This window comes from Vibrio sp. Vb1980 (assembly GCF_033338615.1).
GTDB lineage: Bacteria > Pseudomonadota > Gammaproteobacteria > Enterobacterales > Vibrionaceae > Vibrio > Vibrio alginolyticus.
This window is the reverse complement of sequence record NZ_JAWOSZ010000009.1, coordinates 97,953-124,012: the sequence shown is the minus strand read 5'-3', so window position 1 is coordinate 124,012 and position 26,060 is coordinate 97,953. Positions and strand designations below refer to the sequence as shown.

The window sequence follows — 26,060 nt, the reverse complement described above, 5'->3', positions numbered from 1 at the left end:
TTACTCAATGATCTTTCTAGATAATTCTCGACCAATGGTTGTCCCATTGTACTCCGCTTGCGAAGGTACTTTTTGACGCTTCGGGCTTTTGCTCTAACACTTTTCCCGCACCAGAGCTGACTCGGAACTCATCGCCATAGACCACAACACCAGAAGCGTCTGGTAACGCACTTAGCTCTACCAATTTGCCAGTAGATTTAGACCATATACCATAACAACTGCCCGGAGGCGAAGTGGCTAAGATCCATTCATCGGTTGCTGCAATACTCGCAACGTAATGATTGAAACGCGCCCACTCTTCAGGCTCAGCTTGAAGATCTTGCATTTCACCACCACGCGTGTGCATGGCGATCAAGGCTGGATACTCGTCCGGCTCACCACGATATTGCTGACCACAAAGCACGGTTTCCGCACCATCATGGGCTAAGTGGCGAATACTCAACTTATGATCCGGTAAAGACACTTGATCCAATAGCTCCCCTTCCTGTGAAAGGTAACTCAGGCTAGGTCTCATGCTATCAAGATTGAGAGGTTCACGACCGTTGGTGTGTACGCCACCGACGCCAATCGCTAATGCGCCATCAGGCATCATGATCACTTCATGAGGACCAAGACCAAAACCCGTTAACTCATCGATCTTTTGATATTGCTTCTGCACATCATAAACACCAATGATCCCACGGCTTGTCCCCCTCTCCCCTTCTGTGGCAAATAGCAATGTGCCGTCATGGGAGTAAACACCATGTCCGTAAAAATGACGATTTGGCGTTGCTAGTTGCAGTTTGATCATCTGCTCTGAGCGATAATCAAACACCATGAAGAAAGTACCAGGTCGACGACCAAAAACTACGGCGTGGCCTTGTTGGTTGGTTGCTACACCGTGACCACGCTCAGGAATCGGCAATGAAGATAGCGGCATACCATGCTCATCCGCCACCACCGCTGCGAATTTATCTCGACCAATGATAGAACAGCCGATCAACGCAGGTTCACGTGAGCTTGTTGAAGCACAACCAAATGGCATCATAGGTATAGCCGCCCCGAATAGAGCGGCTTTCAGCAAGGTTCGGCGGGTTTGATCAGTCACCATCGGTTGCATTAAATCCTATAACTACGCCAAGCTCGATCGCCACTTCTTCGTGAATCAGGTACTTCAATTGCTCTAGCTTATTGTATTGAGAGAGCACCATGCGATAGCCTTCTTTTGTTTGTAGTGCAGCAAACAAGCTCTTATCTTCTGGCCAAGTTTCTAACGCCATTTCAAACTGATGAACAACACGGTCTGCGAGATCTGCATGGCCTTGCTCTCTAAGTAGCGCATCTAAACCATTTCCGTTAGCAAAGTACAACGCTTCCATCCCTTGAAGGTTGGCTTTTAGGTTTGAAAGCGAAGTTTCTGAACGCCATGACTCTGAGAAATACGGGCGAGGCTTACCAATCTTCGCTAGCGGTCGGCTCAACTTCTTCATGCTGTATTCAAGCTGATTCGAGAGCAGTGAAATGTACTCAGACTCCCACTCCGTCATCTCTAGCGATTTCCAAGGGTTCTCTGCCCAAGAATCCGCGATGATCTGCGCTTTGTTATCGAGGTTTTCTGCAATCGCTACGCCTGTCACACAGGTATTGCTGTTGCTAGATAAGGTCGACGCTTTATCGTAAAGCAGCCATTCCAGAGCCCCTAAACCTTGCACGGTGACACTTTGGGTGGAGATATCTTCTGCACTCCAAGCTTGGTCAGATTTCGTCAATACAGACATTTTACGACCAGTAGTGTTCTTTTTATCTGGCCAAAACTGAACATTCCAGCTTTGCTCCAGCGCCGTAGCAGGGCCACGTTCTTGACCTTGTAATGCCATCCACGCAAGCATCGTTTGATGCCACTGCTGTTTTACTTGTGCATCATCTTTCGACTCTGATGCGCAGTAATCTGCGAAGCGTTGTTCAAGTTCTGTGGTTTGCGCTAAAAACGTCTGAGCTGATTGAAACTCGACCTCGTACACGCTTTGAGAAATATGACTTGTACTCTCAGGCTTGGCAGAGCTCGAAACGATGGTCGATTGGCAACCAACCAAACTTAACGTTGCGGCAATCGCACTCACTAATAGTGTTTTTTTCATGGTTGCTTCCTTATAGAGAATTCAGAAACGCAATCAATGCGTCACGTTCTTTTTTGTTCAGTGCTAAGACGTTTTGTTTCGCCGTTTCAGCTTCGCCGCCGTGCCACAACACTGCTTCCATCAGGTTACGAGCGCGGCCATCATGTAGAAAGTAAGTGTGTCCGTTTACTTCTTCGGTATAACCAATGCCCCATAGCGGTGCTGTTCGCCACTCGCGGCCGTTTGCTAAGTATTCCGGACGGTTATCGGCTAAGCCTTTACCCATGTCATGCAAAAGCATGTCTGTGTATGGGTGGATAAGCTGCTCAGAAAGCGCTGGTAACTCTGGTCGTTTCGCCGTTTTAACACTGGTCTTGTGGCAGCTTTCACAGCCAGACGCAGCAAAGATTTGCTGACCAAGTTTCACGTTAGGGTCATTGACATTACGGCGAATAGGTACGGCTAAGTGTTGGCTGTAAAACTCTACGAAGTCGAGAATATTTTCACTCACTTCAGGTTTGCCGCCATTTGGCATGTCGTCACAAATGCTTTGTTTCGAGGTACAGTTTTCATTTGGGAATAAATGGCTCGTCAGACCGACATCACCATTGAATGCTGCTGCATTTTGCTGCATTAACGTCGGTTGTCCTGCTTTCCAGCCAAAACGACCAATCGAGAAATTGTCCTTCTCAATATCCCACACCTTATTGACTTTGCCTGAGATACCGTCTTTGTCGGCATCTTGTTCATCAGCCCAAGCAAGTAGCGTTTCGTCGGGAATACTCTCTAACAAACCAAGGCCGATCATTGGCGGTGCCACGCGTGCTGAGAACTCGGTATCTGGGTGCATATCGCCGTAACCCAGATCGGTAATGTTCAAATGAGGTTTTCTTAGCGTCACCGTCGTACCGTCTTTAAATTTCACTGGGACATCGGTGTAAGTGATTTCGATTTTGCCTTCTGGCGTTTGATCTTGCAGGGCGAAATCTTGAAGCTGGCCACCATAAGTCGGCTCAGGTATGCCGCCATCTTTGATGTAAGCTTTCTTTTGTTCTGGCGTCATCGCAGGAATGCTTAAGCGCACTAACATAGACACGGCATGTAAATCATCTTTCTCTGGCGGATGACCACGACCGTCTTTTATGTGACAATTCTGACAACCATTGGTGTTAAAAAGCGGGCCTAAGCCATCACGAGCGTCTGTTGACGCTGGCGCTTGTACCCAAGGGTTGCGGAAAAAGCTGTTACCGACGCTAAAATCGAGGCGTTTGCTCATTGGCAAGTTAGCAGCAGGAAGAGAATAGGCATTCGCGCCGTCTTTTTTAACACTGGTTTTGCCTCCAGACTTAACATCGTAAGCCATGGCAGAAGAAGAAAGGATCGCGGCTAGCGCAGAAATTAGGTATGGCTTCATATCATTGCTCTACATAGACAACAAGGGTGATAACAACGAGCTCAAACGTCAAAAGGGCTCACAAAGAGCCCTTATTTATTATGGTTTTCTTATTAAAACTCGTGGTCAGCAGTATCAGGGCTTAGGCTGTCGATGCCGACAATGCTTGCCGCGCGCTCAATCGCACCGGTTTGTGCTACCAACGACATGATGGCGTCGTTTACTAGCGCGTTGCCTTGTGCGTTACCCGCTGCAATAAGTTGGTCAAAGTGCTGGTTGTTCTTCTCTGCAGAAGTCACTAGCTCACCAACTTGGCTACGTGTTGTATCAAACTGCTTTTGAATTTCGGTCGCTGCTTTCTTGTCTTTTTGAGCAACAAGGTCAGCGATACTTGGACCAGATAGCTCTTTGCCGTTTACACCTTTGTATGTACCTGTGTAAACGTTGTAGATGCCTTGCTCATTGTAGTAGTGAGAGTTGTGCGTGTTGTCTGAGAAACAATCGTGCTCGTCTTCTGTTGAGTTCGCTTCCAGTGCTACCTTCATGCGCTCACCCGCTAGCTCACCTAGAGAAAGAGAACCCATGCCGAATAGCATCTTACGTAGACCATTGTCTGCTGAGTCGTTCAGTAGCTCTTCACGGTAGTTACCTTTCACTTCAGCAGACCACTGCTTTTCCATCCACTCAAGGTCTTGAACCAGTAGATCAGCGGCTGCTTTTAGGTACTCTCCACGACGATCACAATGGCCATTCGTACACTCAGAACCCACAACGAAATCAGTGTAAGCGCGTTGACCTGCACCCGCGTTAGTACCGTTTAGGTCTTGACCCCAAAGTAAGAATTCAATCGCGTGGTAACCTGATGCAACGTTTGCCTCAGAACCACCTACTTCGTTTAGATCCGCTAGCAATTCTGGAGTGATTTTTGAAACGTCCAGTTTAGAAGCACCGATCTGTAGGCTAGTGTTCGCGATGATGTTGGCAGCAGCGCCCTCGTTACCCAATTCGTATTGGTAATCAGCCGCTACGTAGTCGATCAGACCTTCATCAAGTGGCCACGCGTTTAACTGACCTTCCCAATCGTCAACAATCGCGTTACCAAAACGGAAAACTTCAGACTGTTGGTAAGGCACGCGAGAATCTAGCCAAGCTTGTTTTACTTCTTCAAGCTTTTTCGCTGATGGTGATTTTAGAAATTCGTCGATTTTTACGTCAAGCGCTTTCGCTGTTGTTACTGAATCAGCAAACACAGCATGGGCAACGTCCGCGTAATGTTCGACTACTTGTTGTTTAGTTACTGTGGCAGCAACGGTAGAACCACTGGCAATGAGGAGTGATGCAGCAATAGATTGGACTAAAACTTTTTTTGCATTCATCTGAAGCATCCTTGTTGAGCTTTTCAATTATCGTATTGGTAGTGCTAATTATTCTTATTTGCACTTTAGTCTCGAGATAATACAAATTTACAATTTATTTGCAACTCCAGATACAAAAAAACCTCATAAAAATGAGGTTTTTCACAGGCTTTATTGTCAGTTTTATCTTTAGGATTAAACCTTTAGGTCATGTTTTCCGTGAGAGACTTTTGCCTTCAGATAATTTTCGTTGCCATCTTTGATATGTGCAGAGGTGTTGACAACCTCGCCAATTTCAATCCCGTACTCAGATAACTCACGGATTTTCTTAGGGTTGTTCGTCACAAGGCGGATCTTATTCACGCCTAAAGCTTCTAGCATTTGTGCTGCTTCTGTGAAATCACGCAGGTCATCATCAAAGCCCAAATGGTTGTTAGCTTCGTACGTGTTCATGCCCTGGCTTTGTAAGCGGTATGCATCGATCTTATTGTACAAACCAATACCACGACCTTCCTGACGGAGATACAGGATGATACCACCGGACTCGCCCATGCGATTGATCGTCTCTTCTAGTTGCTCACCACAGTCACAGCGTGAAGAGTGGAACACATCGCCTGTCAAACACTCAGAGTGCATACGAACTAAAGGCATGTCCTGAGTTTGGTCCGCTTGTTTAAAGATAATAGCAACATGCTCTTTGTCTGTCTTCAGACCATGGAAAGACAGAATTTCGGCATCAATGTTACTTTTTGCCCCGACTTTAAAATCTACTCTGGCACGTACTTCCGCCATATCTATACTCACTCGATTTATTGCTTGATGCGCTTGATGCGTTTTCGTTATTGCATTCATGGGATTTACTCGTTGCTCTTCAACTATGGGGACTGATACCGCATTTTGCAATATAGAGATCACAATTGAGGGCAGTTATCCACTCAAGACAGCAAAAGAGAAACACTCTCCAACTGAACAATTGTTATATTATAACAATTTAAAAAAACTACAATAAAAAACCCCAGACAAATTTTGTCTGGGGTTTCAAGAAGGTCGTTTGGTCTATCTTTTAATGGGTCTGACTGCGCTTCCAAACGGCGAGTTCAATCCAAACTGCTTCGAGTTCTTGGATTTCCTCGTCGGTCAACACGGCGAGCGTTGAAGTAACTTGAGGCAGGTTCGGTGATTGCAATGCACGAATCTGCGAATAGAAGTCTTTTTTAAGTTGTAATATAACTGAATCCACTGCGTGCACCTATTTCGTTCTTTTATTACTTATCCAGCTCAAAATTTTTATTTTCTTTATACTGGAAACTTCATAAATTCGGAAAAATGATAACATTCTGCTTGTTAAGTGCACAATTTATTTTTAATAGTGGAATAACGGTCACATTAATTACGCTTCACCATTCGGATCGAATATAAGACAAAAAAGATCAAAAATAGCACAGGAAAGATCCACAACAGCGCCGTGGAATAATTTAATGGTGGTTGATACAGAACAATATTCCCATAACGAGCAACTAGATAGTCCTTTATTTCTTGATCTGAGCTGCCTTCATTGGCCATCGTATACACTTTCAACCTAAGGTCTTTGGCCGCCTGTGCATTAGACTCGACAAGGTTTTGGTTTTGACACTGCGGGCAGCGTAATGTCTTGGCTAGCGAAGTTGCACGCTGTTGCACTTCAACAGAATGAAAATCAAACAGATCAACATTCTGTTCTAAATCCGCACTTCTCGTGAAAGGAGAAAATAGTATAAATAGGATTAAAGTGAGGAGAAGATTATTAAATCGAAACATTCAAGTATCCTGAAAATATATCGTTCCATTTATCTGCCGTTAGCTCTCCACGATATTTGATCAATATACGACCATTTGGATCAATCAAGTAAGTTTCCGGCGTTCCGATAACACCTAGCTCCACATCGAGCTTTCCATTAGGGTCACTAATTACTTCAATATATGGATTTCGTTTAGAGCTCAAATATTCACGAGCGGCTTGTTTTTGATCTCTATAATTCAGCCCAATAATAGGCACACCAAGTTCTGCTAACTGCAATAACTCTTCATGCTCTCGCTTGCATACCCCGCACCAAGATGCCCAAACATTCAATAATTTATATCCGTCGCTTTTGAACAACTGCTCAGAAACCATGTCATCAGAGATCAGAGAAGTAGAGCGAAAATTAGGTGTATCTAAATTTCGTTGTGGAGACAATTCAACATGTGCTCGCTCAGACAAGGCCATCGCAGTTACTACAGTAAACACGGCAACAGCCAAAACGAGACCTGCGAGTTTAAGCGTATTTCTCGATCGCATTGATAGCCTCTCTCCTTTTCTTTAGGCCGGTTAATAGCGCACCAAACACAGCTAGTAGCCCGCCAGACCATATCCACCAAATACCTGCGCGGTACTGAACTTTAATCGCATAAGCATGAGTATCGACTTTGTCACCCAATGTCACGTAATAATCGCCATGCCATAGTGAACGAATCGCAGGCTCGGTCATATTCATCACTCGCACAGGGTAATGACGCTTTTGCGGGTTGAAATTGAGCATGCGGCCATCTTCCAAGTGCAAGGTGATCTGTCCTTGTTCCGCGGTGTAGTTTGGCCCCACCAGCCATTCGATACCATGATAATCGATAGTGATCCCCGCCCTTTGTTGAGAACTGCCGGGTTCGACACGTAAATTGTGTTCATATGAGTAGTGACTGTTGAATACAGCTCCACTCACCGCCAGCGCAAAACCGATATGTGCCATCACGATTGGCATGAGTTTGCGCTTATTGGAACAACGAAACAGCATAACGAGATGCGCCACAATCACCCAAGTAGCCAACGTTATGGTTAGCAATACTCCGAAATGCAGTGCGTGCACTAAGAAGATAAACCCGATCACAGAGACAAGAGATAACGCAATACTGATCGCAATATCAGCGCTTACACTCGGCACTGTGCCTTTTGTCCATTTCAGCAGCGGCATGAAAGCTAAGGCAATCAGAGCCAGTATGCTTAATGGGAAGATCAGACTATTGAAATAAGGTGCGCCAACTGAAATGTTTCCTAAACCGAGCAGTTGATAAACCATCGGATAGAAAGTGCCAAGAAAAACGATGGCAGTCGCAATAACCAGCAGCCCTTTGGCGATATAAGCAGTGTAAGCTCGGCTCGTTAGAGATTGAAGTTTGAAGCGAGGGAGTTGTTCTCCTCGCAAAATCAATACGCCAAAAGTGATGATGACAAGCAAGCTCAATACACCAAGCAGCACCAAACCTTTAGTTGGGTCCACCGCAAAAGCATGCACTGAAGTCAGCACGCCAGATCGCACCACGAATGTCCCTAAAATGCTGAGGCTGAACGTAATAAACGCCAGTGCGTAGGTGCTCCAAATTGCGCCTCTGTTACGTGTTGCGACAACACCGCTGTGCAACAAAGCAGTACCAGTAAGCCAAGGGAGTAGAGAAGCGTTCTCCACAGGGTCCCAAAACCACCAGCCGCCCCACCCTAGCTCATTGTACGCCCACCATGATCCCACCAAGATACCCAACGTGAGCGTTCCCCATGCAAAAAACGCTGCGCTTCGAGCGACCACATACCAATCGCTCATCGGTTGTTTACCCAATAGCGCCGCTAATGAAAAAGCTAATATTGCTGCGTAACCGACATAACCGAGATAAAGCAATGGTGGATGAATGATAAGCCCAACATCTTGCAACATTGGGTTTAGATCTCGTCCTTCCGACGCCAATACTTGGGCATACTCGAACGGGTTAGAGGTCATTAACGTGAACCAAGCAAATGTCGCAATAAGAACGTTCATGATTCCTAAACAGTCACAAGTATATTGGGCGTTGAGCGGTGACTTAAATGCAATAAACGACGCCCATAAACTCAAGGTGACGACCCAAAACAACATGGAGCCTTGGTGCCCGCCCCAAGCGGCAGCAATCTTGAATGCTACGGGAAGTTGACTGTTGGAATGCGTAACAACATATTCCAACGCGAAGTTGTCTTGCACGAAGCAGACGATCAGAAGTGCTAAACAAATGAAGGAAGCTAAGCTAATGATGTGGGACATCGCGACTTGATGCGGCAATGTCGCCTTCTTACTCATAGCACGACGTAGCCAATGCAGCAACGATGCACAAGTCGATGTTACAGCCACCAATATCAGTAAGAAGAACCCTAGCTCAGCTTCCATTTATCCCCCTTACACTACGGTCATTTGACCGGCATAGAGAATGAAAGTACGCAGCATAAGTACGCCAACCAAGCTCAACGTCGTGACCACAAAAACGTAACTGCCTTTGTGGCGCACTTCAGAAGGCGTCAACCAATTGAGAGTCAAAGGCGTAATCATGCCGATGAACACTACCCCAACCCAGAACCATTGAGCCCAGAATCCACTCGAAATTGCATTCCAAGCCGCGACTTCGTTCTGACCACCGCTGAAGATCAATCCAGTAAAGAAGGTCACTAAGACAAACAACTCAAACAACACTACTGGGCGTTCAAATCCGTGCACCCAAGATACACTTGGGCTGCTGGTCGACTCTTTAAACACCAAGATGCCGAACATCAAGCATGCCGCTGCGCCCGAGGACAAACTAGAGAACAGGAACAAGATTGGCAGTACTGGATTGTTTAGCATTGGATAAGTCTTCAACGCAGACAATAGAAAGCCAGTGTACGCTGCAAGTACGATGGCTAAGAAGCCCAAGAACAATTCAATGGCGTTGTTGGCTTTCCCCGCCTTAATCAAAATGCCATCGGCAAAATCCAGCAGTTTGCTTGGTAACTTCCCTTCACAGAAGCTGATGATTTGATGGCGGAAGATAACGCCAATCCAAACAAACAACACGATCATGTACACTTGGAACAAGATCACGCCCATCGACATCACAGACGTTGGGTTGTAGTAGATCATGATCTTCCAAAACTCTAAAGGCTTGGTTAAATGGAAAATCAAAATTGCCAACCCAGCAATGATGCCAAATGGTGCGAGCCAAGCCATCGCTTTCATGATGCCGTTTTTTGCGGGATCACCTTCAATCACTTTGCGTTTTAAATAGATTGAAATCATCACCGCACCCGCTGACATCCCAGCAAGGAATAAGTAAATCGCGATGATCCAATCCCAGACTAACGAGTCAAAGTGGAATGCACTTTCGAAGCCGTTCATGATGACACCTCCCCTTTGCTATGCGGAATTTTGTACAGTTTAGGTTGCGTACCTAAATGCGATTTATCGCGATAGACAACATGGCTTTCGATAGCTTTGCTCACCTCGCTAGTTGGGTCATTCAAATCACCAAAGATGAGTGCTTTTGTTGGGCAAGATTCCACGCAAGCTGGCTGCTTACCTTGCGCTAGGTTGGTATCACGGCAGAAGTTACATTTATCCGCAGAGTGATCGACTGGATTAAAGAAGCGCACTTGGTAAGGGCAAGCGGCAAGGCAATAACCACATCCGACACATTTCTCTTTGTGCACATCCACGATGCCGGTCGCTTCATCTTTGTATGCAGCGCCTGTTGGACAAACGTACACACATGGTGGGTTATCACAGTGCTGACAGGATTCGCGAGTAAACTGGTATTCCACATCTGGAAATTCGCCAATCGGTTCACTGCGATGAATTTTAAGTCGCGTTACGCCTTCAGGGACTTTATTTACTTCGCGACAAGCATCGGTACAAGCGGTACAGCCAATACAGGCATTTTCATCATGAACCATACCCATGCGTTTCGCTTGTTCACTGTTGCTGGCATAGAGAGAGGAGCTAACAACGGAAGTGCCTGCAACGCCTGTAGTTAAAATCAACGCGCCGCTGCCGGCTAAAAAGTTTCTTCTCGAACATTTCATGCTATCTCTCCTCTTCTTTGGCAAGTTCAGGTTCGACGGCAAATTCAGAGTGACAATCCACACACTGCTTGATCAGTTGTTTTCTGTCGTACGACAACGCTTTGGTTTTCGCTGCGTGTACATCGTGGCAATTTGAACAAGTGAGGTTTTTGGCGTGCACATCGTGCGTCCAGTGGCTTTCTCTCAGCTGTGTCGGTGCGTGGCAATCCACACATTGGCTGTTGGCTTTAAGAATCATGCTTGGATCAAGGAACACTTTGTCGTGTACCTCTTTCGATTGCGCGGCAGAAAACTTAATCACATCAGGCGCGCCCTCACGATGGTCGGGACCAATGTTGCTATGGCAATTGGTGCAATTAAGTTGCTTCCCTTGGCTGAGTAGAGCTTGCGGGTCATGCGAAAGGTTCAGAGTCTCTTTTGCATCCTTATGACATTGCAGACACTTGTAGTCACGGTCACGGATCAACTCGACTTGATGACGCTCAGCTTGAGCACCTTCAATCGGCTCTGAAGAAGTCGCATGGGCGGCGATGGAGAAACCATAGATGGCAAAGACGAAGAGAAGTTTCAGCATTGTCTCTATGGTCAATTTTATATTGCCCATATTGTTCTTTCCTTAGCTCGATAATAATTGATAACTATTCTCAATTATTTATTTGAGCGACAATTAATTTCCTCTGAAGATATTTTTTAGATCTTCAAATGACATCAATTCTTATCTCGGAAAGCCACAACGCTAAACCTATATTTATAATACCTCTATTATTCATAAGGGGTAGAAACGCCTGCTCAAAAAGCGAACTAAATCACCCTATTTTAAAAAGGTTAAAAACCCAAAGCATTGCAGAACAATGACTTAACAACTACCACTTTGGAGGTATATGAATTCAAACATGACTGAGATCACTGGTGTAAATTGATCTAAAACAAGACAAGATTCACTCACTATTTCATCTATCCAATTAAGCAATATTATTAATCGTAGATCTCCAGTTCTTATTTGGAATAGCTCCTCACAACGCTGCTAATAAAAACGAATATGGAGATAACACTGTGAGCATAAAACACTGGATGAGCGCACCTATTGCGGTTGCGACCTTATTCGCCAGCCAATTATTTTTGGTTGACGCTCCGTTAGCGGCAGAAGAGAAGGATTTTATCGATCCTCGTAACGATGTCTTTGAACAGAACCACCCTGATCAATACCATTCTTGGAAAGCAACATCCGAAAGTGAGCACATTGAAGATGCTCTAAGTGAAGACCCAAACATGGTTATCCTGTGGGCAGGTTATGGCTTCGCGAAAGACTACAACAAAGCGCGCGGTCACTTTTACGCACTTGATGATGTTCGCCAAACCTTACGTACCGGCGCACCAACCGACGAGAAGTCCGGGCCTATGCCGATGGCGTGCTGGAGCTGTAAAAGCCCAGACGTTGCTCGCGTGATTGATGAACGTGGTGAAGATGGTTATTTCGAAGGTAAATGGGCACGCTTAGGCTCAGAAATCGTCAACCCTATCGGTTGTTCCGATTGCCACAACACAGGCTCTGAAGCCTTCAAGAAAGGCGAACCTGCGCTAGCACTGACTCGCCCATACGTCGAGCGTGCTTTTGATACTATTGGTAAAAACTTTGATGAACAGTCTCGCCTAGATAAGCAAGCATCGGTCTGCGCTCAATGTCACGTTGAATACTACTTCACCGGCCCAACTAAAGCGGTTAAATTCCCATGGGATATGGGCACCACCGTTAATGACATGGAGAAATACTACGACGCGTTGAATTTCAAAGATTGGACGCATGCCGTATCTAAAGCGCCGATGCTAAAAGCACAACACCCGGGTTTCGAAACTTGGAGAGCGGGTATTCATGGTAAAAACAAAGTGGTGTGTGTGGACTGCCACATGCCTAAAGTGACCAAAGAAGACGGTACGGTGTACACAGACCACAAAGTGGGTAACCCATTTGATCGTTTTGAAGACACCTGTGCGCAATGCCATACCCAAACTAAAGAGCAGCTACAAGGCATCGTCTCGACTCGCAAAGCGCAAGTACTGAACATGAAGCTAACCGCCGAGAAGCAAATCGTAGCGGCACACTTTGAAGCAGGCGCAGCGTGGAAAGCAGGTGCAACAGAAGCAGAGATGGAACCTATCCTACAAGATATTCGCCATGCACAATGGCGTTGGGACTACGCGATTGCTTCTCACGGTGTCCACATGCATGCTCCTGAGATAGCACTTGAAGTACTAGGTACTGCAGTTGATCGGGCTGCTGACGCCCGTACCAAATTGGTTCGTTTACTGGCAACCAAAGGCATTACTGATCCTGTTCAAATTCCAGATATCTCGACCAAAGCGAAAGCACAACAAGCACTGGGCATGGATATGGAAAAGATGAACGCAGATAAGAAACACTTCCTAGAAACGGTGGCACCAGAATGGGATAAAGCAGCGGCTGAGCGTGAAGCCACGTATTAGTCTAACTGGCAGAGGTTAATCTATATATACAACAAGGGGCGTACTGAACGCCCCTTTTCTTTATTTCTTCATCCTCGATTTTATCGAGAGTAAAAATCGAATGTACTAGCGACGAGGAAGTCTAGGTCTAGGTTGAATATTTGGACGTGCTTTAGGCATCTGCACATTTGGGCGAGCAACTGGGCGCTGGATCTTCGTTTCCGGCAGTGCTTTTCTTTGTTGAACCTTTTCTTTTACCGCTTTGTCTTGTAAAGCCGCTGGCTCAATACGCTCCGGACGATTCTCCCACTTGGTTTGAATCTCTTGCTTTTGCTCGTCTGGCAGTGATTGCCAATGATCGTCGAGTTGGCGTTTCATGTTATCGATATTGGCGGACATATCATCGTCTTTCCAATCTTCGACTTTGTCTTTGATGGATTGCTGTTGGTCTTCATCTAAACCATTCCACCACTCTTCCAGTTTCTCTTTGTATTCATCGTCGTTATCGCAACAGCCCGGATAGTAATAAATCCAGTAGTCGTCATGATCGTACCACCACGGGTCGTAGTAACCCGATGAATAATAAACCGTAGAGGAAGAGCCAGAATGATCGGAAGAGCTACAACCCGCCAGCACAGAGCCGCACAGCAAAACCAATATGCTTAGTGCTTTATTTTTCATTCGTTGCCCACCTTTCCCTCTATTGCTTGTTAAATTGTACGCTTACAACAGCTCTTTTGCTTTGTTAATAGAGTTAATGATTTGCACCCTATCTAAATTTGGATCATCAGAATCTAATAATAGTACCCAGGCATCAATCGCTTCCTGAAATCGGAATGACAGAAAATGATCATTTGCGATCAAAGACAAAGCGGCTTCATTGTGCGGTTCTATCTGCAAAGCTTGCTCCAAAAGCAAGCTAACTTCTTGCGTCATTGATTGCTGGTGAATGTAGTACAAGGTCGTCGCTTTTGCGGCAAGTTGCGTGGCACTGACTGGCTCAGTCAGCTGGATCGCGTAATCAAAACAAATCAGCGCGCCATCAAATTCCCCCTCTAGCAGGTAGCCCTGCCCGAGTTGGAACCACAATTCAGCGTTGTTCGGATCTTCACGCAACTGGTCTTGAATCTCTTTCATGATGTCACGAGCAGTCATCATTCGTGACATTTCCGCTTGTATTGGTTTAGGCGGAGTTTGATGCAGCAATAAGAAACTTGCACTGGTTATGACAAGCACTAACAGACAAAAGCCGAACCATTGGGTAGGTTTCACTTTTGATGCACTCAGTGATAAGAGGACGATGAACAAGCCCATCAAAGAGATGGCAACGAAAAACCAAACAGACATAACACGTCCTGTAAACAAAGATAACGTCAGTGTACGCATTTCTTACTTTAAATGCGTTGATACAGATACAAAAAAGCCGAGCAACTAAGGCTCGGCTTTTCATATCAGGATAACGATGTAAGATTACTCTTCGTTACCTTCCTCTGCATCATCAGCAGCTGGAGCTTCTGAAGCGTCTTGCTGCGTATTTTCGTCTGTTGACTCTAACTCTTCTGCATCTTCATCAGTAGGCAGCTCTTCATCATCAACTTCTTCAATACGTTGCAAACCAACAACTGATTCATCTTCCGCAGTACGGATAAGCGTTACACCTTGTGTGTTACGACCAACCTGGCTAACTTCACCCACACGAGTACGTACTAACGTGCCAGCGTCGGTGATCATCATCATTTCATCACCTTCAACAACCTGGATAGCACCAACTACCGGGCCATTTCGCTCAGAAACTTTGATAGAAACTACACCTTGAGTGCCACGACCTTTTGTCGGGTACTCGCTAAGTGCTGTACGTTTACCATAACCGTTTTCTGTAACCGTTAGGATGTCGCCTTCGTGCGAAGGAACAATAAGTGATACAACTTGGTCATTTTCAGCCAGTTTCATACCACGAACACCAGAGGCGGTACGACCCATAGGACGAACACCTTTAAACTTGATCTCTGGCTGACCATTCTCATCAAGAACTGGTTTACCATTTTCATCAAGTACTGGAATCTCTTCTGCTTCTTTAAAGCGAACCACTTTACCCGCTTTAGAGAACAGCATGATTTCGTTTTCGCCGTTAGTGATATCCACACCGATTAACGAATCGTCTTCACGTAGGTTCACAGCGATTAGGCCGTTTGAACGTACGTTTGCAAACTGGTTCAACGGCGTTTTCTTAACCGTACCGTCACCTGTTGCCATGAAGATGAATTTGTCTTCAGAGAATTCATCAACACGCAGAATTGCGGTAATGCGCTCACCTTCTTCGAGTGGAAGGATGTTCACAATTGGCTTACCACGCGCAGTACGGCTCGCTAGAGGCAATTGGTAAACTTTCAGGCGGTATGTCTTACCACGAGTAGAGAAACACAAGATGTTATCGTGGGTATTCGCCACTAGAAGACGCTCGATATGGTCTTCATCTTTCATCTTAGTCGCACTCTTACCTTTACCACCACGGCGCTGTGACTCGTAGTCGCTCAGTACTTGGTACTTAACGTAACCACCGTGAGATAGAGTAACCACAACGTCTTCACGTGCGATCAGCTCTTCCATGTCAATATCATGGCTCGCAGCTGTGATTTCTGTACGACGAGCGTCACCAAAGCCGTCACGAACAGCTTCAAGTTCTTCACGGATCACTTCCATCAAACGCTCAGTGCTCGCAAGGATATGCATGAGTTCAGCGATTTCTTCTAGAAGTGTTTTGTATTCGCCAAGAATCTTCTCGTGTTCTAGACCTGTTAGTTTATGTAAACGTAGATCTAGGATAGCTTGTGCTTGTTGCTCAGTCAGGAAGTACTGACCATCACGAATACCATATTCAGGCTCTAGCCATTCAGGGCGCGCAGCATCTGTACCAGCACGCTCTAGCATTGCTGAAACGTTGCCTAAATCCCAACCACGAGCGATAAGACCCGCTTTTGCTTCAGCCGGTGTAGGTGCCTTACGGATAAGCTCAATGATTTCATCAATGTTAGCAAGCGCTAGAGCTAAACCTTCAAGGATATGAGCACGTTCACGCGCTTTACGCAGTTCGAAGATAGTACGACGTGTCACAACTTCACGACGGTGATCAACGAAGCACTTCAGCATATCTTTTAGGTTGAATAGCTGTGGCTGGCCATTGTTTAGGGCCACCATGTTGATACCGAAAGTGGTTTGCAGCTGAGTCTGAGCGTAAAGGTTGTTTAGAACTACTTCGCCCACAGCATCGCGCTTACACTCAATAACAATGCGCATACCGTCTTTATCTGACTCGTCGCGCAGTGCACTGATGCCTTCTACTTTCTTATCTTTAACTAGCTCAGCGATCTTTTCGATCAAGCGAGCTTTGTTCACCTGGTAAGGAATTTCAGTGACGATAATGGTCTCTTTACCATTCTTCTCCACTTCGATGTCCGCTTTCGAACGCATGTAGATTTTGCCACGACCTGTTTTGTACGCGTCTACAATGCCTTTACGACCGCTGATAAGCGCCGCTGTTGGGAAATCAGGACCAGGAATGTAATCCATTAGTTCATCAATAGTGATTTCTTCATTATTGATGTATGCAAGACAGCCATCAATCACTTCGCCAAGGTTATGAGGCGGGATGTTGGTTGCCATACCTACTGCGATACCAGAAGCACCGTTAACCAATAGGTTTGGAATTTTAGTTGGAAGAACCGCTGGGATCTGCTCAGTACCGTCGTAGTTTGGTACGTAGTCTACGGTTTCTTTGTCTAGGTCAGCCAATAGTTCATGGGCAATTTTTGCCATTCGAACTTCGGTGTAACGCATTGCCGCAGCAGAGTCGCCATCGATCGAGCCAAAGTTACCTTGACCATCGACCAGCATGTAACGAAGCGAGAACGGCTGAGCCATACGTACGATTGTGTCGTACACAGCACTATCACCATGTGGGTGATATTTACCGATTACGTCGCCGACAACACGGGCTGATTTTTTATATGGTTTGTTCCAATCGTTGCCTAGTACGTTCATCGCGAATAAAACGCGGCGGTGTACTGGTTTTAGGCCATCACGCACATCTGGAAGAGCACGACCCACGATGACTGACATCGCATAGTCTAGGTATGAACCTCTAAGCTCATCTTCAATGTTTACGGGCGTGATCTCTTTAGCTAAATCGCTCATAGAGCCATTATCCCTCTATTATCTGATCGTAATTACGATACGTGTAAGGTGCAAAAATATAACACACAATTCATCACTTCGGCATCACTTTCCCTCTCCTTTTATCAGGTTGTGAACTTGGTTATGAATCAAATGTCGAGAATTTGCACACTCATCCCATATCTTTCTGATTAGTGGTTATATTTCGGTCAATATTGAGCAAAATCGGACCCTTTACGCGGAAAAGCGAGGTAAATTCCTTTAACCACACAACGCGAAAATGCAGGTTTTAGAGTTATTATCACTGGCACCAGTTCAAGGATGAAGCAAAAACAATAGTTAGCGCTTTACAAATTACAGGCACCTGTCTCGATTGCCGCGCCAGTGAACTCTGTCATTGTCCCTTAACTAAGAACATCGAGGTTGTTTGGGTGTAAAACGTTGGAGTATACTGGCGCCCTCTAAAGGACTCAGATTGAATGCAATAAAACCAATTATGACTAAAGCACAAAACGTCGACCCAAGTGAAATTAAGAAATTCGAGGACATGGCTTCTCGATGGTGGGATTTAGAAGGCGAGTTTAAGCCGCTTCATCAAATTAACCCACTTCGTTTGAACTATGTACTTGAAAAAGCAAATGGCTTGTTTGGCAAGCGAACACTTGATGTCGGCTGTGGTGGTGGCATTCTTGCTGAAAGCATGGCAAAAGAAGGCGCTATTGTGACGGGGCTTGATATGGGTAAAGAACCATTAGAAGTCGCGCGACTACATGCATTAGAAACAGGCACTCAACTGACCTACATTCAGAGCACAATAGAAGACCACGCTATAGAAAACGCAGGAACTTACGATGTCGTGACTTGTATGGAGATGCTTGAACACGTTCCAGATCCTCTCTCCGTTATCCGCTCTTGTGCTGCGCTAGTCAAACCCGGTGGTCACGTGTTTTTCTCAACTTTGAACCGAAACATTAAGTCGTATTTATTTGCTATTGTCGGTGCTGAGAAGCTTCTTAAGATTGTTCCTGAAGGCACTCATGAGCACGATAAGTTTATCAAGCCAGCCGAAATGATGAAGATGATAGACCAAACTGACCTGACGGAAATGGGCATTACTGGGCTTCATTACAACCCTCTAAATGACAGCTACAAACTCGGTCGTAATGTAGATGTAAACTACATCGTTCATACTAAAAAATACTGAACGCTATTAAGTTAAAAAATGAGTTTTGTGATTGACATTTTTTAAAGAAAATGAATCGGAAGCGGTAGCACAAAGTTGCCGCTTTTTTTGTCTTTTTATGGCTAAAATTCGTGCTCTAGATTCCATTTTGACCAAGCCATTTTTCGCAGATAAAAACGGCCAAAGATCAAGGAAAATATTTTTGCATGCGGTTATTTCTAAACCGATCTCGAAACCGTACTTTTAACCATTCAAGTCAGCCCTTTTCTCATCGGTTAGTGTTCACTTACTGATTTTTTTCATTTTGTCAGTTATCCACAAGTCATCCCCGATCTGTACCTTGATAAATCAGTGTAATAGCACTATCTTGTAACCCGCAAACAAATGAACCCCTATATGTTGTGTTTAAGCGACAATATATAGATAGACTTTGATCACAAAGCCGCCGCAAGCTTTACTCATATTGCACATAAACAAACAAAAATACGGCTTTTATCAGTTTTCTTAGGGAAATAAAGCAGAATGAACCAACAACTTACCGTCACCAAGCGTGATGGCCGTAAAGAAAGTATCGATCTGGATAAAATCCACCGCGTTATCACTTGGGCTGCAGAAGGTCTAGATAATGTTTCGGTTTCTCAAGTAGAACTTCGCGCTCACATCCAGTTTTACGACGGCATCACAACGACAGATATTCACGAGACAATCATCAAGTCTGCGGCAGACCTGATCTCTGAAGAGACTCCGGATTACCAATACCTAGCTGCTCGCCTAGCGGTATTCCATCTGCGTAAAAAAGCGTATGGCCAATACGAGCCACCAACGCTTTATGATCACGTGTCTCGCCTCGTCGATATGGGTAAGTACGATCAACATATTCTAGAAGACTACACAAAAGCAGAACTCGACGAACTTGATGCGTACCTCGACCATAAACGCGACCTAAACTTCTCATACGCGGCAGTTAAGCAGCTAGAGGGTAAGTACTTCGTACAGAACCGTGTTACGGGCCAAATTTACGAAAGTGCTCAGTTCTTATACATCCTTGTAGCAGCGTGCTTATTTGCGAAATATCCAAAAGCGACACGTCTTGATTACATCAAACGTTTCTACGATGCGACATCGACATTTAAGATTTCTCTACCTACGCCAATTATGTCTGGCGTGCGTACCCCTACTCGCCAGTTCAGCTCATGTGTTCTGATCGAGTGTGGAGACAGTCTTGATTCTATTAACGCAACAGCAAGCTCAATTGTTCGTTATGTATCTCAGCGCGCTGGTATTGGTATCAACGCAGGTCGTATCCGTGCATTAGGCTCAGAGATTCGCGGTGGTGAAGCATTCCACACTGGTTGTATTCCGTTCTACAAGTACTTCCAAACAGCAGTAAAATGTTGTTCACAAGGTGGTGTACGTGGTGGCGCAGCTACTGTTTTCTACCCAATGTGGCACGGTGAAGCACGCTCACTAATGGTACTTAAGAACAACCGTGGTGTTGAAGAAAACCGTGTTCGTCACATGGACTACGGTGTTCAGTTAAACAAACTGATGTACCAACGTTTAGTTGAAGGCGGCAATATTACGCTATTCTCACCATCTGATGTACCTGGTCTGTACGACGCATTCTTCGAAAACCAAGAAGAGTTTGAGCGTCTATACGTGAAGTACGAGAACGATCCTTCAATCAAGAAAGAAACGGTTAAAGCGATTGAAATGTTCACTCTGCTAATGCAAGAGCGTGCATCAACGGGTCGTATCTACATCCAGAACGTGGACCACTGTAATACTCACAGCCCATTTGATTCTGAAGTCGCTCCAGTTCGTCAGTCGAACCTATGTTTAGAAATCGCACTGCCAACGAAACCATTAACTAACGTTGAAGATGACTCAGGCGAGATCGCACTGTGTACGCTTTCTGCATTCAACTTAGGTGCTATCAAGTCTCTAGATGATTTCGAAGAGCTATCCGATCTTGTTGTTCGTGCGTTAGATGCACTGCTTGATTACCAAGATTACCCTCTACCAGCGGCATACAAATCGACTATGAACCGTCGTACGCTAGGTGTTGGTGTGATTAACTTTGCTTACTACTTAGCGAAGAATGGCGTGAAATACTCTGACGGTAGCGCGAACGGCCTAACTCACCGTACGTTCGAAGCAATGCAGTACTACCTATTGAAAGCATCTGTAGCACTGGCGAAAGAACAAGGTAAGTGTCCTTCATTCGACGAGACGAACTACGCGAAAGGCTTACTGCCGATTGATACGTATAAGAAAGATATCGACCTAATTTGTGACGAAGCGCTGCATTACGACTGGGACAGCCTACGTAAAGAAATTATGGAGCACGGCCTACGTAACTCAACACTGACTGCGCTAATGCCTTCTGAGACTTCTTCTCAGATTTCAAACGCAACTAACGGTATTGAGCCACCACGTGGTTACGTTTCAGTAAAAGCTTCGAAAGACGGTATCCTGAAGCAAGTTGTACCAGAGTTCACAGAACTTAAAGACAGCTATGAACTGCTTTGGAATATCGGTTCGAACGACGGTTATCTACACCTTGTGGGTATTATGCAGAAGTTTGTTGACCAAGCTATCTCTGCTAATACTAACTACGACCCGTCACGTTACGAGACTGGCAAGGTTCCAATGAAGAAACTACTTCAAGACCTGCTAACAGCGTATAAGTTTGGTGTGAAAACGCTTTACTACCACAACACTCGTGATGGCGCGAAAGATGAACAGAAAGACGCTGTTCAACCACAAGATGACGATTGTGCTGGCGGCGGTTGTAAGATTTAATCTTCCCGTACCTAGCGAACCCGTAAAGACAGACTATCGATAACCTCCCCCTTACGGGGAGGTTTAAAAGGAATTGAGGCATTATGGCTTACAGTACTTTTAACCAAAAAAAGAATGACCAATTGAAGGAACCAATGTTCCTAGGTCAATCAGTAAACGTTGCACGTTACGACCAACAAAAGTTTGAGATTTTCGAAAAACTTATCGAGAAACAACTTTCTTTCTTCTGGCGTCCAGAAGAAGTAGACGTATCTAGCGACCGTATCGATTACAACAAACTGCCAGATCACGAGAAGCACATCTTCATCTCTAACTTGAAGTACCAAACGCTTCTTGACTCTATTCAAGGTCGTAGCCCTAACGTGGCACTGCTGCCGCTTGTGTCTCTGCCAGAACTAGAGACTTGGATTGAGACTTGGTCTTTCTCTGAAACGATTCACTCTCGTTCTTACACACACATTATTCGTAACATCGTGAACGACCCTGCTGTGGTGTTTGATGATATTGTTGAGAACGAGCACATTCTGAAGCGTGCAAAAGACATCGCGCACTACTACGACGATTTGATTCAAGCGACGAATGATTACCATCGCTACGGTGAAGGTGAGCATGTCCTTAACGGTGAAACGGTTAAGGTTAGTCTGTACGATCTCAAGAAGAAGCTGTACATCTGTCTGATGTCTGTTAACGCATTAGAAGCTATTCGTTTTTACGTAAGTTTCGCATGTTCTTTCGCTTTCGCAGAACGCGAACTAATGGAAGGTAACGCGAAAATCATCAAGCTGATCGCTCGTGACGAAGCACTTCACTTAAACGGCACGCAGCACATGATCAACCTGCTACGTAACGGTCAAGATGACTTCACTTTCATGCAAATCGCAGAAGAGGCAAAACAGGACTGTTTTGACCTATTCAAAGAAGCGGCTGAGCAAGAAAAAGAGTGGGCAGAGTATCTATTCAAAGATGGCTCTATGATCGGTCTAAACAAAGACATCCTAAGCCAATACGTTGAATACATCACAAATATTCGTATGCAAGCGGTAGGTCTACCAGCAGCGTATCCAGAAGCAACAACCAACCCAATTCCATGGATTAACGCTTGGTTGTCTTCAGATAACGTTCAAGTTGCGCCTCAAGAAGCAGAAATCTCTTCTTACCTTGTGGGTCAAATTGACAATGAAGTTCGCGCAGATGACTTCGAAGGATTCGAGCTGTAATGGCAACACTCAAAATCAACAAACTGATCAGCATTGAATCCAACCCTTCCAATACGATTTTGGAAACAATGGAGCAAGCTGGCCTATTACCAGAATACAACTGCCGTGATGGGCACTGCGGCGCCTGTCGCTGCAAATTGGAGTCTGGTGAAGTGGAGTATGTTGGTTTTGCCATGGCTTACACACAAAGTGATGAAATATTACCTTGTATCTGTAAAGCAAAATCAGATTTGTCACTTAGCGGCGTTAACTACGCGATGAAAGAAAAGCAGCGCGCATAACGTTGACTCGACGGTATAAAATGCAAAAGCCAAGGTAATCACCTTGGCTTTTTTGTCTCTGTGTTTTGTCTCTCAGACTACTGTATAGAGCTTTGGTTATAAAGCACTGCTCGGGAGGTGCATCTCTTTAACTTTCTCTAAAAATGCATAATGCGCAAACATCGGTTTACGTTCTAGGTAGCGACGCAACAAGTCTAGTGCTGCCGTGCTGATCACTTTAACTTGATCATTGCGCTGATACTTTTTCGAGAGTTTATATAATGCTCCCCACTCGCCTGACGGTGTCGATAAAGCGACGGAAAAAACACCCTCTTCAATATGGCCAGTAACGAGTGATAAATCCGTCCCACACTTCTCTCGCGTAGCGCCAGCCAGAGCAAACGTCTCTGCTAATGGATCTCCGCTGTTGGCCATCGCTTGAGTCAGGCTCGGTAGTATCCAACCATGCCCTAGTTGCTTTTCAGCGTTTTCATCACCGTTTAGCCAGTACGTTAAGTATCCTCCGCTACTTTTTTCGGAGGTCGACACTGTTAGTCCTTTATCGACCAACAACTGGCCGACATTTTCAACCATAGGTAAGTCAATACTAACGGTATTACTCTCAAGGTGTTTATTAATTATCTGTACGAGTTTCAAACGCTGTTCAATCTGATCTGAAGGACCAAAAAGTTTCACTTCAATAAAAGGCAAGTAAGAGCGATACCCTAGCTCATAGCCTTGAGGAAGTTTTAGCTGATCTAGCTTATCTGAAATACCGGATTCAGACAGACCAAACGTGTAGATTCGACTACAACATGAACCTTGAACATCGGGAAACACTCTTCTCAGATCGGGAAGAATTTGCGTCTCTGCCATGAGCTTAAATTCACTTGGTACACCCGGTGTGAAATAAAAAATGGCATCATTAATCAGCATTTTGAAACCGCAAGCAGTGCCTATCGGGTTGTCCAATATCTCTGCCGTTTCTGGCAGCATTGCTTGCTTTAAATTACTGTCCGGCATAGGGATGCCACGTCGAGCATACAAACTTTCTAGATGCTGCAACCACTCTTTGAATAGCACCAGTTTACAATCGGCGGCTCTCGCGGCGGCGGCAGCACTCATGTCATCCGTTGTAGGGCCTAAACCACCATTAACAATAACCACATCGTTGTTAAAGCTGAGCATTAAAAACTCTTCAACCAAACTCGATAGGCTATCACCAACCGTTGAGCGCTTTGTTAAGCCAAATCCATGTTGATAAAACAGGCTAGACAACCATGCCGCATTAGTATCAACAATATCACCGTGGAGGACTTCCTCACCAGTACTAAGCATTGCTATTTTCACAACTGACTCCTGAACGTAAGCACAATCCTATTTTCGTTATAGCGCTTATTTTTCTTTTTATTTGGACAAATCTCGCCGAGGTTTGTTGGGACTAAATAAGGGTCAAGTGTTTAAATGATTGATGTTTTGAGGGATAATTACGAGCCCGAACATACACCATTAACTCGGAGACCTTTGTGTCAAAATCATCCATGTTCAAGACGACTCTAACAGGCCTTTGCTTGGCTTCGTCAGCGCTTGCGCACGCAAGTCACTATGACCTAAGCCGTCATACAGAGTTTTCTTACACACCTGATTGCTTGTCAGGTTACTGCGAAACGACGACTCTGTACACCTTCGAGGCTCAAAATCGCGGTGTTATGTATGAACAGAATAATGATGATTCGCTAAACCTTGACGCAGGGCTTCAGCCTAAACATCTCATCATCCCTCAAGATAAAGACTGGGATTATCTGATGGGTCAAACCTACACTATTCTAGGTCTCAGTATCGCGACCGTAGGCATGATGACTTTTCTTCCAGAAAGTATCACCAAATGGGACGAAGAAGACCGAGACATGAGTAAGTTGGGGCAAAAGTGGAAAGATAATGTCTCTGACGGCCCCGTTTGGGATCGCGATGAACATGTCCTCAACTACATCATGCACCCATATTTTGGCGGCGTTTACTACACGGCAGCACGTCACGCTGGCTATAATGAATTTCAGTCGTTTTTGTACTCCGCAACTATGTCGACGTTCTTTTGGGAGTATGGCGTGGAGGCGTTCGCAGAAGTACCATCTTGGCAGGATATTTTTATCACACCATTCTTTGGTGCTGTTGTTGGTGAAATGATGTTAACGGCTGAGCAAGACATTATTGCAAACGGCGGCGAAGTTATGGGCTCTGAAACCGCAGGTGATGTTTCGCTCTTCTTCTTAAACCCTGTTGGACATATTCATTATTGGGTAACTGATGCATGGGGCGGTAGTGCAGAACTACAATTCAATTCATCACCTTGGTTTGGAAACCAAGATGTTGCAAAATTCGCCATGGACGCAGGCGCAAACTACGACAGTCAATTTTTTGGTGTCGAGTTAAAAGTAACCTTCTAATCCTAAGTTGATACTCGGTAAAAAGCAGCCTTACGATGGCTGCTTTTTTGTGCTCTGAACATTGTTTTAATTATTTCCATCACGAATTAGTGTTAAAAATTGACTTTCATCAAACATTACCTGCCCTTAGCACCTACACTAAATAAAAGGATTTATTCCAATAACTTAAGTAGCACGTTTATTCGTACTGCGTCCAAACCTTGATTCTAGGAGGGGACATTATGAACACCGTATTTATTGTTAATTTTGTCGGACAAGCGTCACCCGCCACGATTAAAGAGCTCGCTGCAATCACACACGAAAACGGCGGGAAATGGCTGATCAGCAAAGTAAACTTTATCGAAGACCAAGTTGCAGGTGTCATCAAAGTGGAGCTTCCAAGAGAAAATGCCGACATCGTTAAACAGGCGTTCTCTTCTTGTCAGACTCTTGTTGTTAGGTTCGTCGACTCTGAGCCTCACTCATATCGTGAAGACACTATCTTCCAACTTCGTTTAGATGCCAACGATAGAGCGGGTATTGTGAATGAAATTACCCACGTTCTTGATAATCAAGGTATCTCAATTTTAGATATGGATTGTCAGCGTGTATTCATTGCAGGAGGCGGAGGGGTAAGCTCTAGTTTATTCAGCGCTAAAATGGCGATAAAACTACCTAGCGAGCTAGAAATTGAAGACATAGCCAATGAGTTAGAATCTCTGAGTGAAGACACTCGTGTAATTGTAGAAAGCTAACTGCATACCTTTAACGCTTCCCCAATAAAAAGAGCAGCAATTCAGCTGCTCTTTGTCGTTCTAATACTCAATACGTT

General features: G+C 45.0%; 23 protein-coding genes. 7 read left to right on the top strand and 16 right to left on the bottom strand.

Annotated features, from left to right (window positions below):
- Positions 1-16: 16 nt before the first annotated feature.
- The 12 genes from R7F64_RS15080 to nrfB all read right to left on the bottom strand — a co-directional run bounded on the left by R7F64_RS15080 (position 17) and on the right by nrfB (position 11,314).
- Positions 17-1,099: a DUF1513 domain-containing protein gene (locus tag R7F64_RS15080; protein ID WP_285335018.1), complete on the bottom strand. Its 1,083-nt coding sequence runs from the start codon at positions 1,097-1,099 to the stop codon at positions 17-19.
- Positions 1,080-2,117, bottom strand: coding sequence for an imelysin family protein (locus R7F64_RS15075; protein ID WP_064354126.1), 1,038 nt, complete (start codon positions 2,115-2,117; stop codon positions 1,080-1,082). The genes R7F64_RS15080 and R7F64_RS15075 overlap by 20 nt, the downstream gene beginning before the upstream one ends.
- A gap of 10 nt (positions 2,118-2,127) precedes the next feature.
- Entirely contained in the window at positions 2,128-3,510 is a 1,383-nt protein-coding gene (locus R7F64_RS15070; RefSeq protein WP_225495382.1) for a di-heme oxidoredictase family protein, read from the bottom strand.
- Between the two features lie 92 nt (positions 3,511-3,602).
- Positions 3,603-4,865, bottom strand: a complete 1,263-nt coding sequence (locus R7F64_RS15065) for an imelysin family protein (protein WP_213868131.1) — start codon at positions 4,863-4,865, stop codon at positions 3,603-3,605.
- Between the two features lie 174 nt (positions 4,866-5,039).
- Positions 5,040-5,636, bottom strand: coding sequence for a GTP cyclohydrolase II (locus R7F64_RS15060; RefSeq protein WP_025767283.1), 597 nt, complete (start codon positions 5,634-5,636; stop codon positions 5,040-5,042).
- 271 nt (positions 5,637-5,907) lie between these two features.
- Positions 5,908-6,084, bottom strand: coding sequence for a hypothetical protein (locus R7F64_RS15055; RefSeq protein WP_020480909.1), 177 nt, complete (start codon positions 6,082-6,084; stop codon positions 5,908-5,910).
- 146 nt (positions 6,085-6,230) lie between these two features.
- On the bottom strand, positions 6,231-6,641 hold the full coding sequence (nrfF, locus tag R7F64_RS15050) for a heme lyase NrfEFG subunit NrfF (RefSeq protein WP_085569796.1): 411 nt from the start codon (positions 6,639-6,641) through the stop codon (positions 6,231-6,233).
- Positions 6,628-7,161, bottom strand: coding sequence for a DsbE family thiol:disulfide interchange protein (locus R7F64_RS15045; RefSeq protein WP_213868130.1), 534 nt, complete (start codon positions 7,159-7,161; stop codon positions 6,628-6,630). The genes nrfF and R7F64_RS15045 overlap by 14 nt, the downstream gene beginning before the upstream one ends.
- Positions 7,139-9,046, bottom strand: coding sequence for a heme lyase CcmF/NrfE family subunit (locus tag R7F64_RS15040; protein WP_130545098.1), 1,908 nt, complete (start codon positions 9,044-9,046; stop codon positions 7,139-7,141). Before R7F64_RS15040 ends, R7F64_RS15045 begins: the two co-directional genes overlap by 23 nt.
- A 9-nt stretch (positions 9,047-9,055) precedes the next feature.
- Positions 9,056-10,027 (bottom strand): cytochrome c nitrite reductase subunit NrfD, encoded by a 972-nt coding sequence (gene nrfD, locus R7F64_RS15035; RefSeq protein WP_213963904.1) that lies wholly within the window; start codon positions 10,025-10,027, stop codon positions 9,056-9,058.
- Positions 10,024-10,710 (bottom strand): cytochrome c nitrite reductase Fe-S protein, encoded by a 687-nt coding sequence (nrfC, locus tag R7F64_RS15030; protein WP_017636123.1) that lies wholly within the window; start codon positions 10,708-10,710, stop codon positions 10,024-10,026. Before nrfC ends, nrfD begins: the two co-directional genes overlap by 4 nt.
- A 1-nt stretch (position 10,711) precedes the next feature.
- The gene (gene nrfB / locus R7F64_RS15025) at positions 10,712-11,314 is read right to left on the bottom strand and encodes a cytochrome c nitrite reductase pentaheme subunit (protein ID WP_009706898.1); all 603 of its coding nucleotides are present in this window, start codon (positions 11,312-11,314) and stop codon (positions 10,712-10,714) included.
- Positions 11,315-11,763: 449 nt separating this feature from the next.
- On the opposite strand from nrfB, the gene nrfA reads away from it, so the two are divergent.
- Positions 11,764-13,191 carry an ammonia-forming nitrite reductase cytochrome c552 subunit gene (gene nrfA / locus R7F64_RS15020; protein WP_158156655.1) on the top strand — a complete coding sequence of 476 codons (1,428 nt, stop codon included), beginning with the start codon at positions 11,764-11,766 and terminating at the stop codon, positions 13,189-13,191.
- A 105-nt stretch (positions 13,192-13,296) separates the two neighbouring features.
- Here the strand turns inward: nrfA and R7F64_RS15015 are convergent, their stop codons facing one another.
- The 3 genes from R7F64_RS15015 to gyrA form a co-directional block, all read right to left on the bottom strand.
- Positions 13,297-13,851: a hypothetical protein gene (locus R7F64_RS15015; RefSeq protein WP_213868127.1), complete on the bottom strand. Its 555-nt coding sequence runs from the start codon at positions 13,849-13,851 to the stop codon at positions 13,297-13,299.
- A gap of 42 nt (positions 13,852-13,893) precedes the next feature.
- Positions 13,894-14,517, bottom strand: a complete 624-nt coding sequence (locus R7F64_RS15010; protein ID WP_213973231.1) for a tetratricopeptide repeat protein — start codon at positions 14,515-14,517, stop codon at positions 13,894-13,896.
- Between the two features lie 123 nt (positions 14,518-14,640).
- Complete coding sequence (gyrA, locus tag R7F64_RS15005) at positions 14,641-17,361, bottom strand: DNA topoisomerase (ATP-hydrolyzing) subunit A (RefSeq protein ID WP_213973232.1); 2,721 nt, start codon at positions 17,359-17,361, stop codon at positions 14,641-14,643.
- A gap of 475 nt (positions 17,362-17,836) precedes the next feature.
- Between gyrA and ubiG the strand changes: the two genes are divergently transcribed.
- The 4 genes from ubiG (at position 17,837) to yfaE (ending at position 22,826) form a co-directional block, all read left to right on the top strand.
- Entirely contained in the window at positions 17,837-18,544 is a 708-nt protein-coding gene (ubiG, locus tag R7F64_RS15000; protein WP_017636129.1) for a bifunctional 2-polyprenyl-6-hydroxyphenol methylase/3-demethylubiquinol 3-O-methyltransferase UbiG, read from the top strand.
- 501 nt (positions 18,545-19,045) lie between these two features.
- Positions 19,046-21,328, top strand: coding sequence for a class 1a ribonucleoside-diphosphate reductase subunit alpha (nrdA, locus tag R7F64_RS14995; RefSeq protein WP_005376819.1), 2,283 nt, complete (start codon positions 19,046-19,048; stop codon positions 21,326-21,328).
- 83 nt (positions 21,329-21,411) lie between these two features.
- Entirely contained in the window at positions 21,412-22,545 is a 1,134-nt protein-coding gene (gene nrdB, locus R7F64_RS14990) for a class Ia ribonucleoside-diphosphate reductase subunit beta (RefSeq protein ID WP_005376818.1), read from the top strand.
- Positions 22,545-22,826, top strand: a complete 282-nt coding sequence (yfaE, locus tag R7F64_RS14985; protein WP_005376817.1) for a class I ribonucleotide reductase maintenance protein YfaE — start codon at positions 22,545-22,547, stop codon at positions 22,824-22,826. The genes nrdB and yfaE overlap by 1 nt, the downstream gene beginning before the upstream one ends.
- Before the next feature lie 96 nt (positions 22,827-22,922).
- Here yfaE and R7F64_RS14980 read toward each other — a convergent pair whose 3' ends face one another.
- Complete coding sequence (locus R7F64_RS14980; RefSeq protein WP_047103272.1) at positions 22,923-24,155, bottom strand: CinA family nicotinamide mononucleotide deamidase-related protein; 1,233 nt, start codon at positions 24,153-24,155, stop codon at positions 22,923-22,925.
- 191 nt (positions 24,156-24,346) lie between these two features.
- On the opposite strand from R7F64_RS14980, the gene R7F64_RS14975 reads away from it, so the two are divergent.
- A complete protein-coding gene (locus R7F64_RS14975) occupies positions 24,347-25,249 on the top strand; it encodes a DUF3943 domain-containing protein (RefSeq protein WP_206949302.1) in 903 nt (300 codons plus the stop codon).
- Positions 25,250-25,470: 221 nt separating this feature from the next.
- On the top strand, positions 25,471-25,983 hold the full coding sequence (locus R7F64_RS14970; protein WP_005376814.1) for a glycine cleavage system protein R: 513 nt from the start codon (positions 25,471-25,473) through the stop codon (positions 25,981-25,983).
- Positions 25,984-26,060: the final 77 nt, after the last annotated feature.

Coding starts and splice junctions, on each gene's coding strand:
- nrfF (WP_085569796.1), bottom strand. CDS start 6,641: ATGTTTCGATTTAATAATCTTCTCCTCACTTTAATCCTATTTATACTA.
- R7F64_RS15060 (WP_025767283.1), bottom strand. CDS start 5,636: ATGGCGGAAGTACGTGCCAGAGTAGATTTTAAAGTCGGGGCAAAAAGT.
- R7F64_RS15040 (WP_130545098.1), bottom strand. CDS start 9,046: ATGGAAGCTGAGCTAGGGTTCTTCTTACTGATATTGGTGGCTGTAACA.
- gyrA (WP_213973232.1), bottom strand. CDS start 17,361: ATGAGCGATTTAGCTAAAGAGATCACGCCCGTAAACATTGAAGATGAG.
- R7F64_RS14975 (WP_206949302.1), top strand. CDS start 24,347: ATGTTCAAGACGACTCTAACAGGCCTTTGCTTGGCTTCGTCAGCGCTT.
- yfaE (WP_005376817.1), top strand. CDS start 22,545: ATGGCAACACTCAAAATCAACAAACTGATCAGCATTGAATCCAACCCT.
- R7F64_RS15075 (WP_064354126.1), bottom strand. CDS start 2,117: ATGAAAAAAACACTATTAGTGAGTGCGATTGCCGCAACGTTAAGTTTG.
- nrfD (WP_213963904.1), bottom strand. CDS start 10,027: ATGAACGGCTTCGAAAGTGCATTCCACTTTGACTCGTTAGTCTGGGAT.
- nrfB (WP_009706898.1), bottom strand. CDS start 11,314: ATGGGCAATATAAAATTGACCATAGAGACAATGCTGAAACTTCTCTTC.
- R7F64_RS15015 (WP_213868127.1), bottom strand. CDS start 13,851: ATGAAAAATAAAGCACTAAGCATATTGGTTTTGCTGTGCGGCTCTGTG.
- R7F64_RS15080 (WP_285335018.1), bottom strand. CDS start 1,099: ATGCAACCGATGGTGACTGATCAAACCCGCCGAACCTTGCTGAAAGCC.
- R7F64_RS14970 (WP_005376814.1), top strand. CDS start 25,471: ATGAACACCGTATTTATTGTTAATTTTGTCGGACAAGCGTCACCCGCC.
- nrdA (WP_005376819.1), top strand. CDS start 19,046: ATGAACCAACAACTTACCGTCACCAAGCGTGATGGCCGTAAAGAAAGT.
- R7F64_RS15070 (WP_225495382.1), bottom strand. CDS start 3,510: ATGAAGCCATACCTAATTTCTGCGCTAGCCGCGATCCTTTCTTCTTCT.
- ubiG (WP_017636129.1), top strand. CDS start 17,837: ATGACTAAAGCACAAAACGTCGACCCAAGTGAAATTAAGAAATTCGAG.
- nrfC (WP_017636123.1), bottom strand. CDS start 10,710: ATGAAATGTTCGAGAAGAAACTTTTTAGCCGGCAGCGGCGCGTTGATT.
- nrdB (WP_005376818.1), top strand. CDS start 21,412: ATGGCTTACAGTACTTTTAACCAAAAAAAGAATGACCAATTGAAGGAA.
- R7F64_RS15065 (WP_213868131.1), bottom strand. CDS start 4,865: ATGAATGCAAAAAAAGTTTTAGTCCAATCTATTGCTGCATCACTCCTC.
- R7F64_RS15010 (WP_213973231.1), bottom strand. CDS start 14,517: ATGTCTGTTTGGTTTTTCGTTGCCATCTCTTTGATGGGCTTGTTCATC.
- R7F64_RS15045 (WP_213868130.1), bottom strand. CDS start 7,161: ATGCGATCGAGAAATACGCTTAAACTCGCAGGTCTCGTTTTGGCTGTT.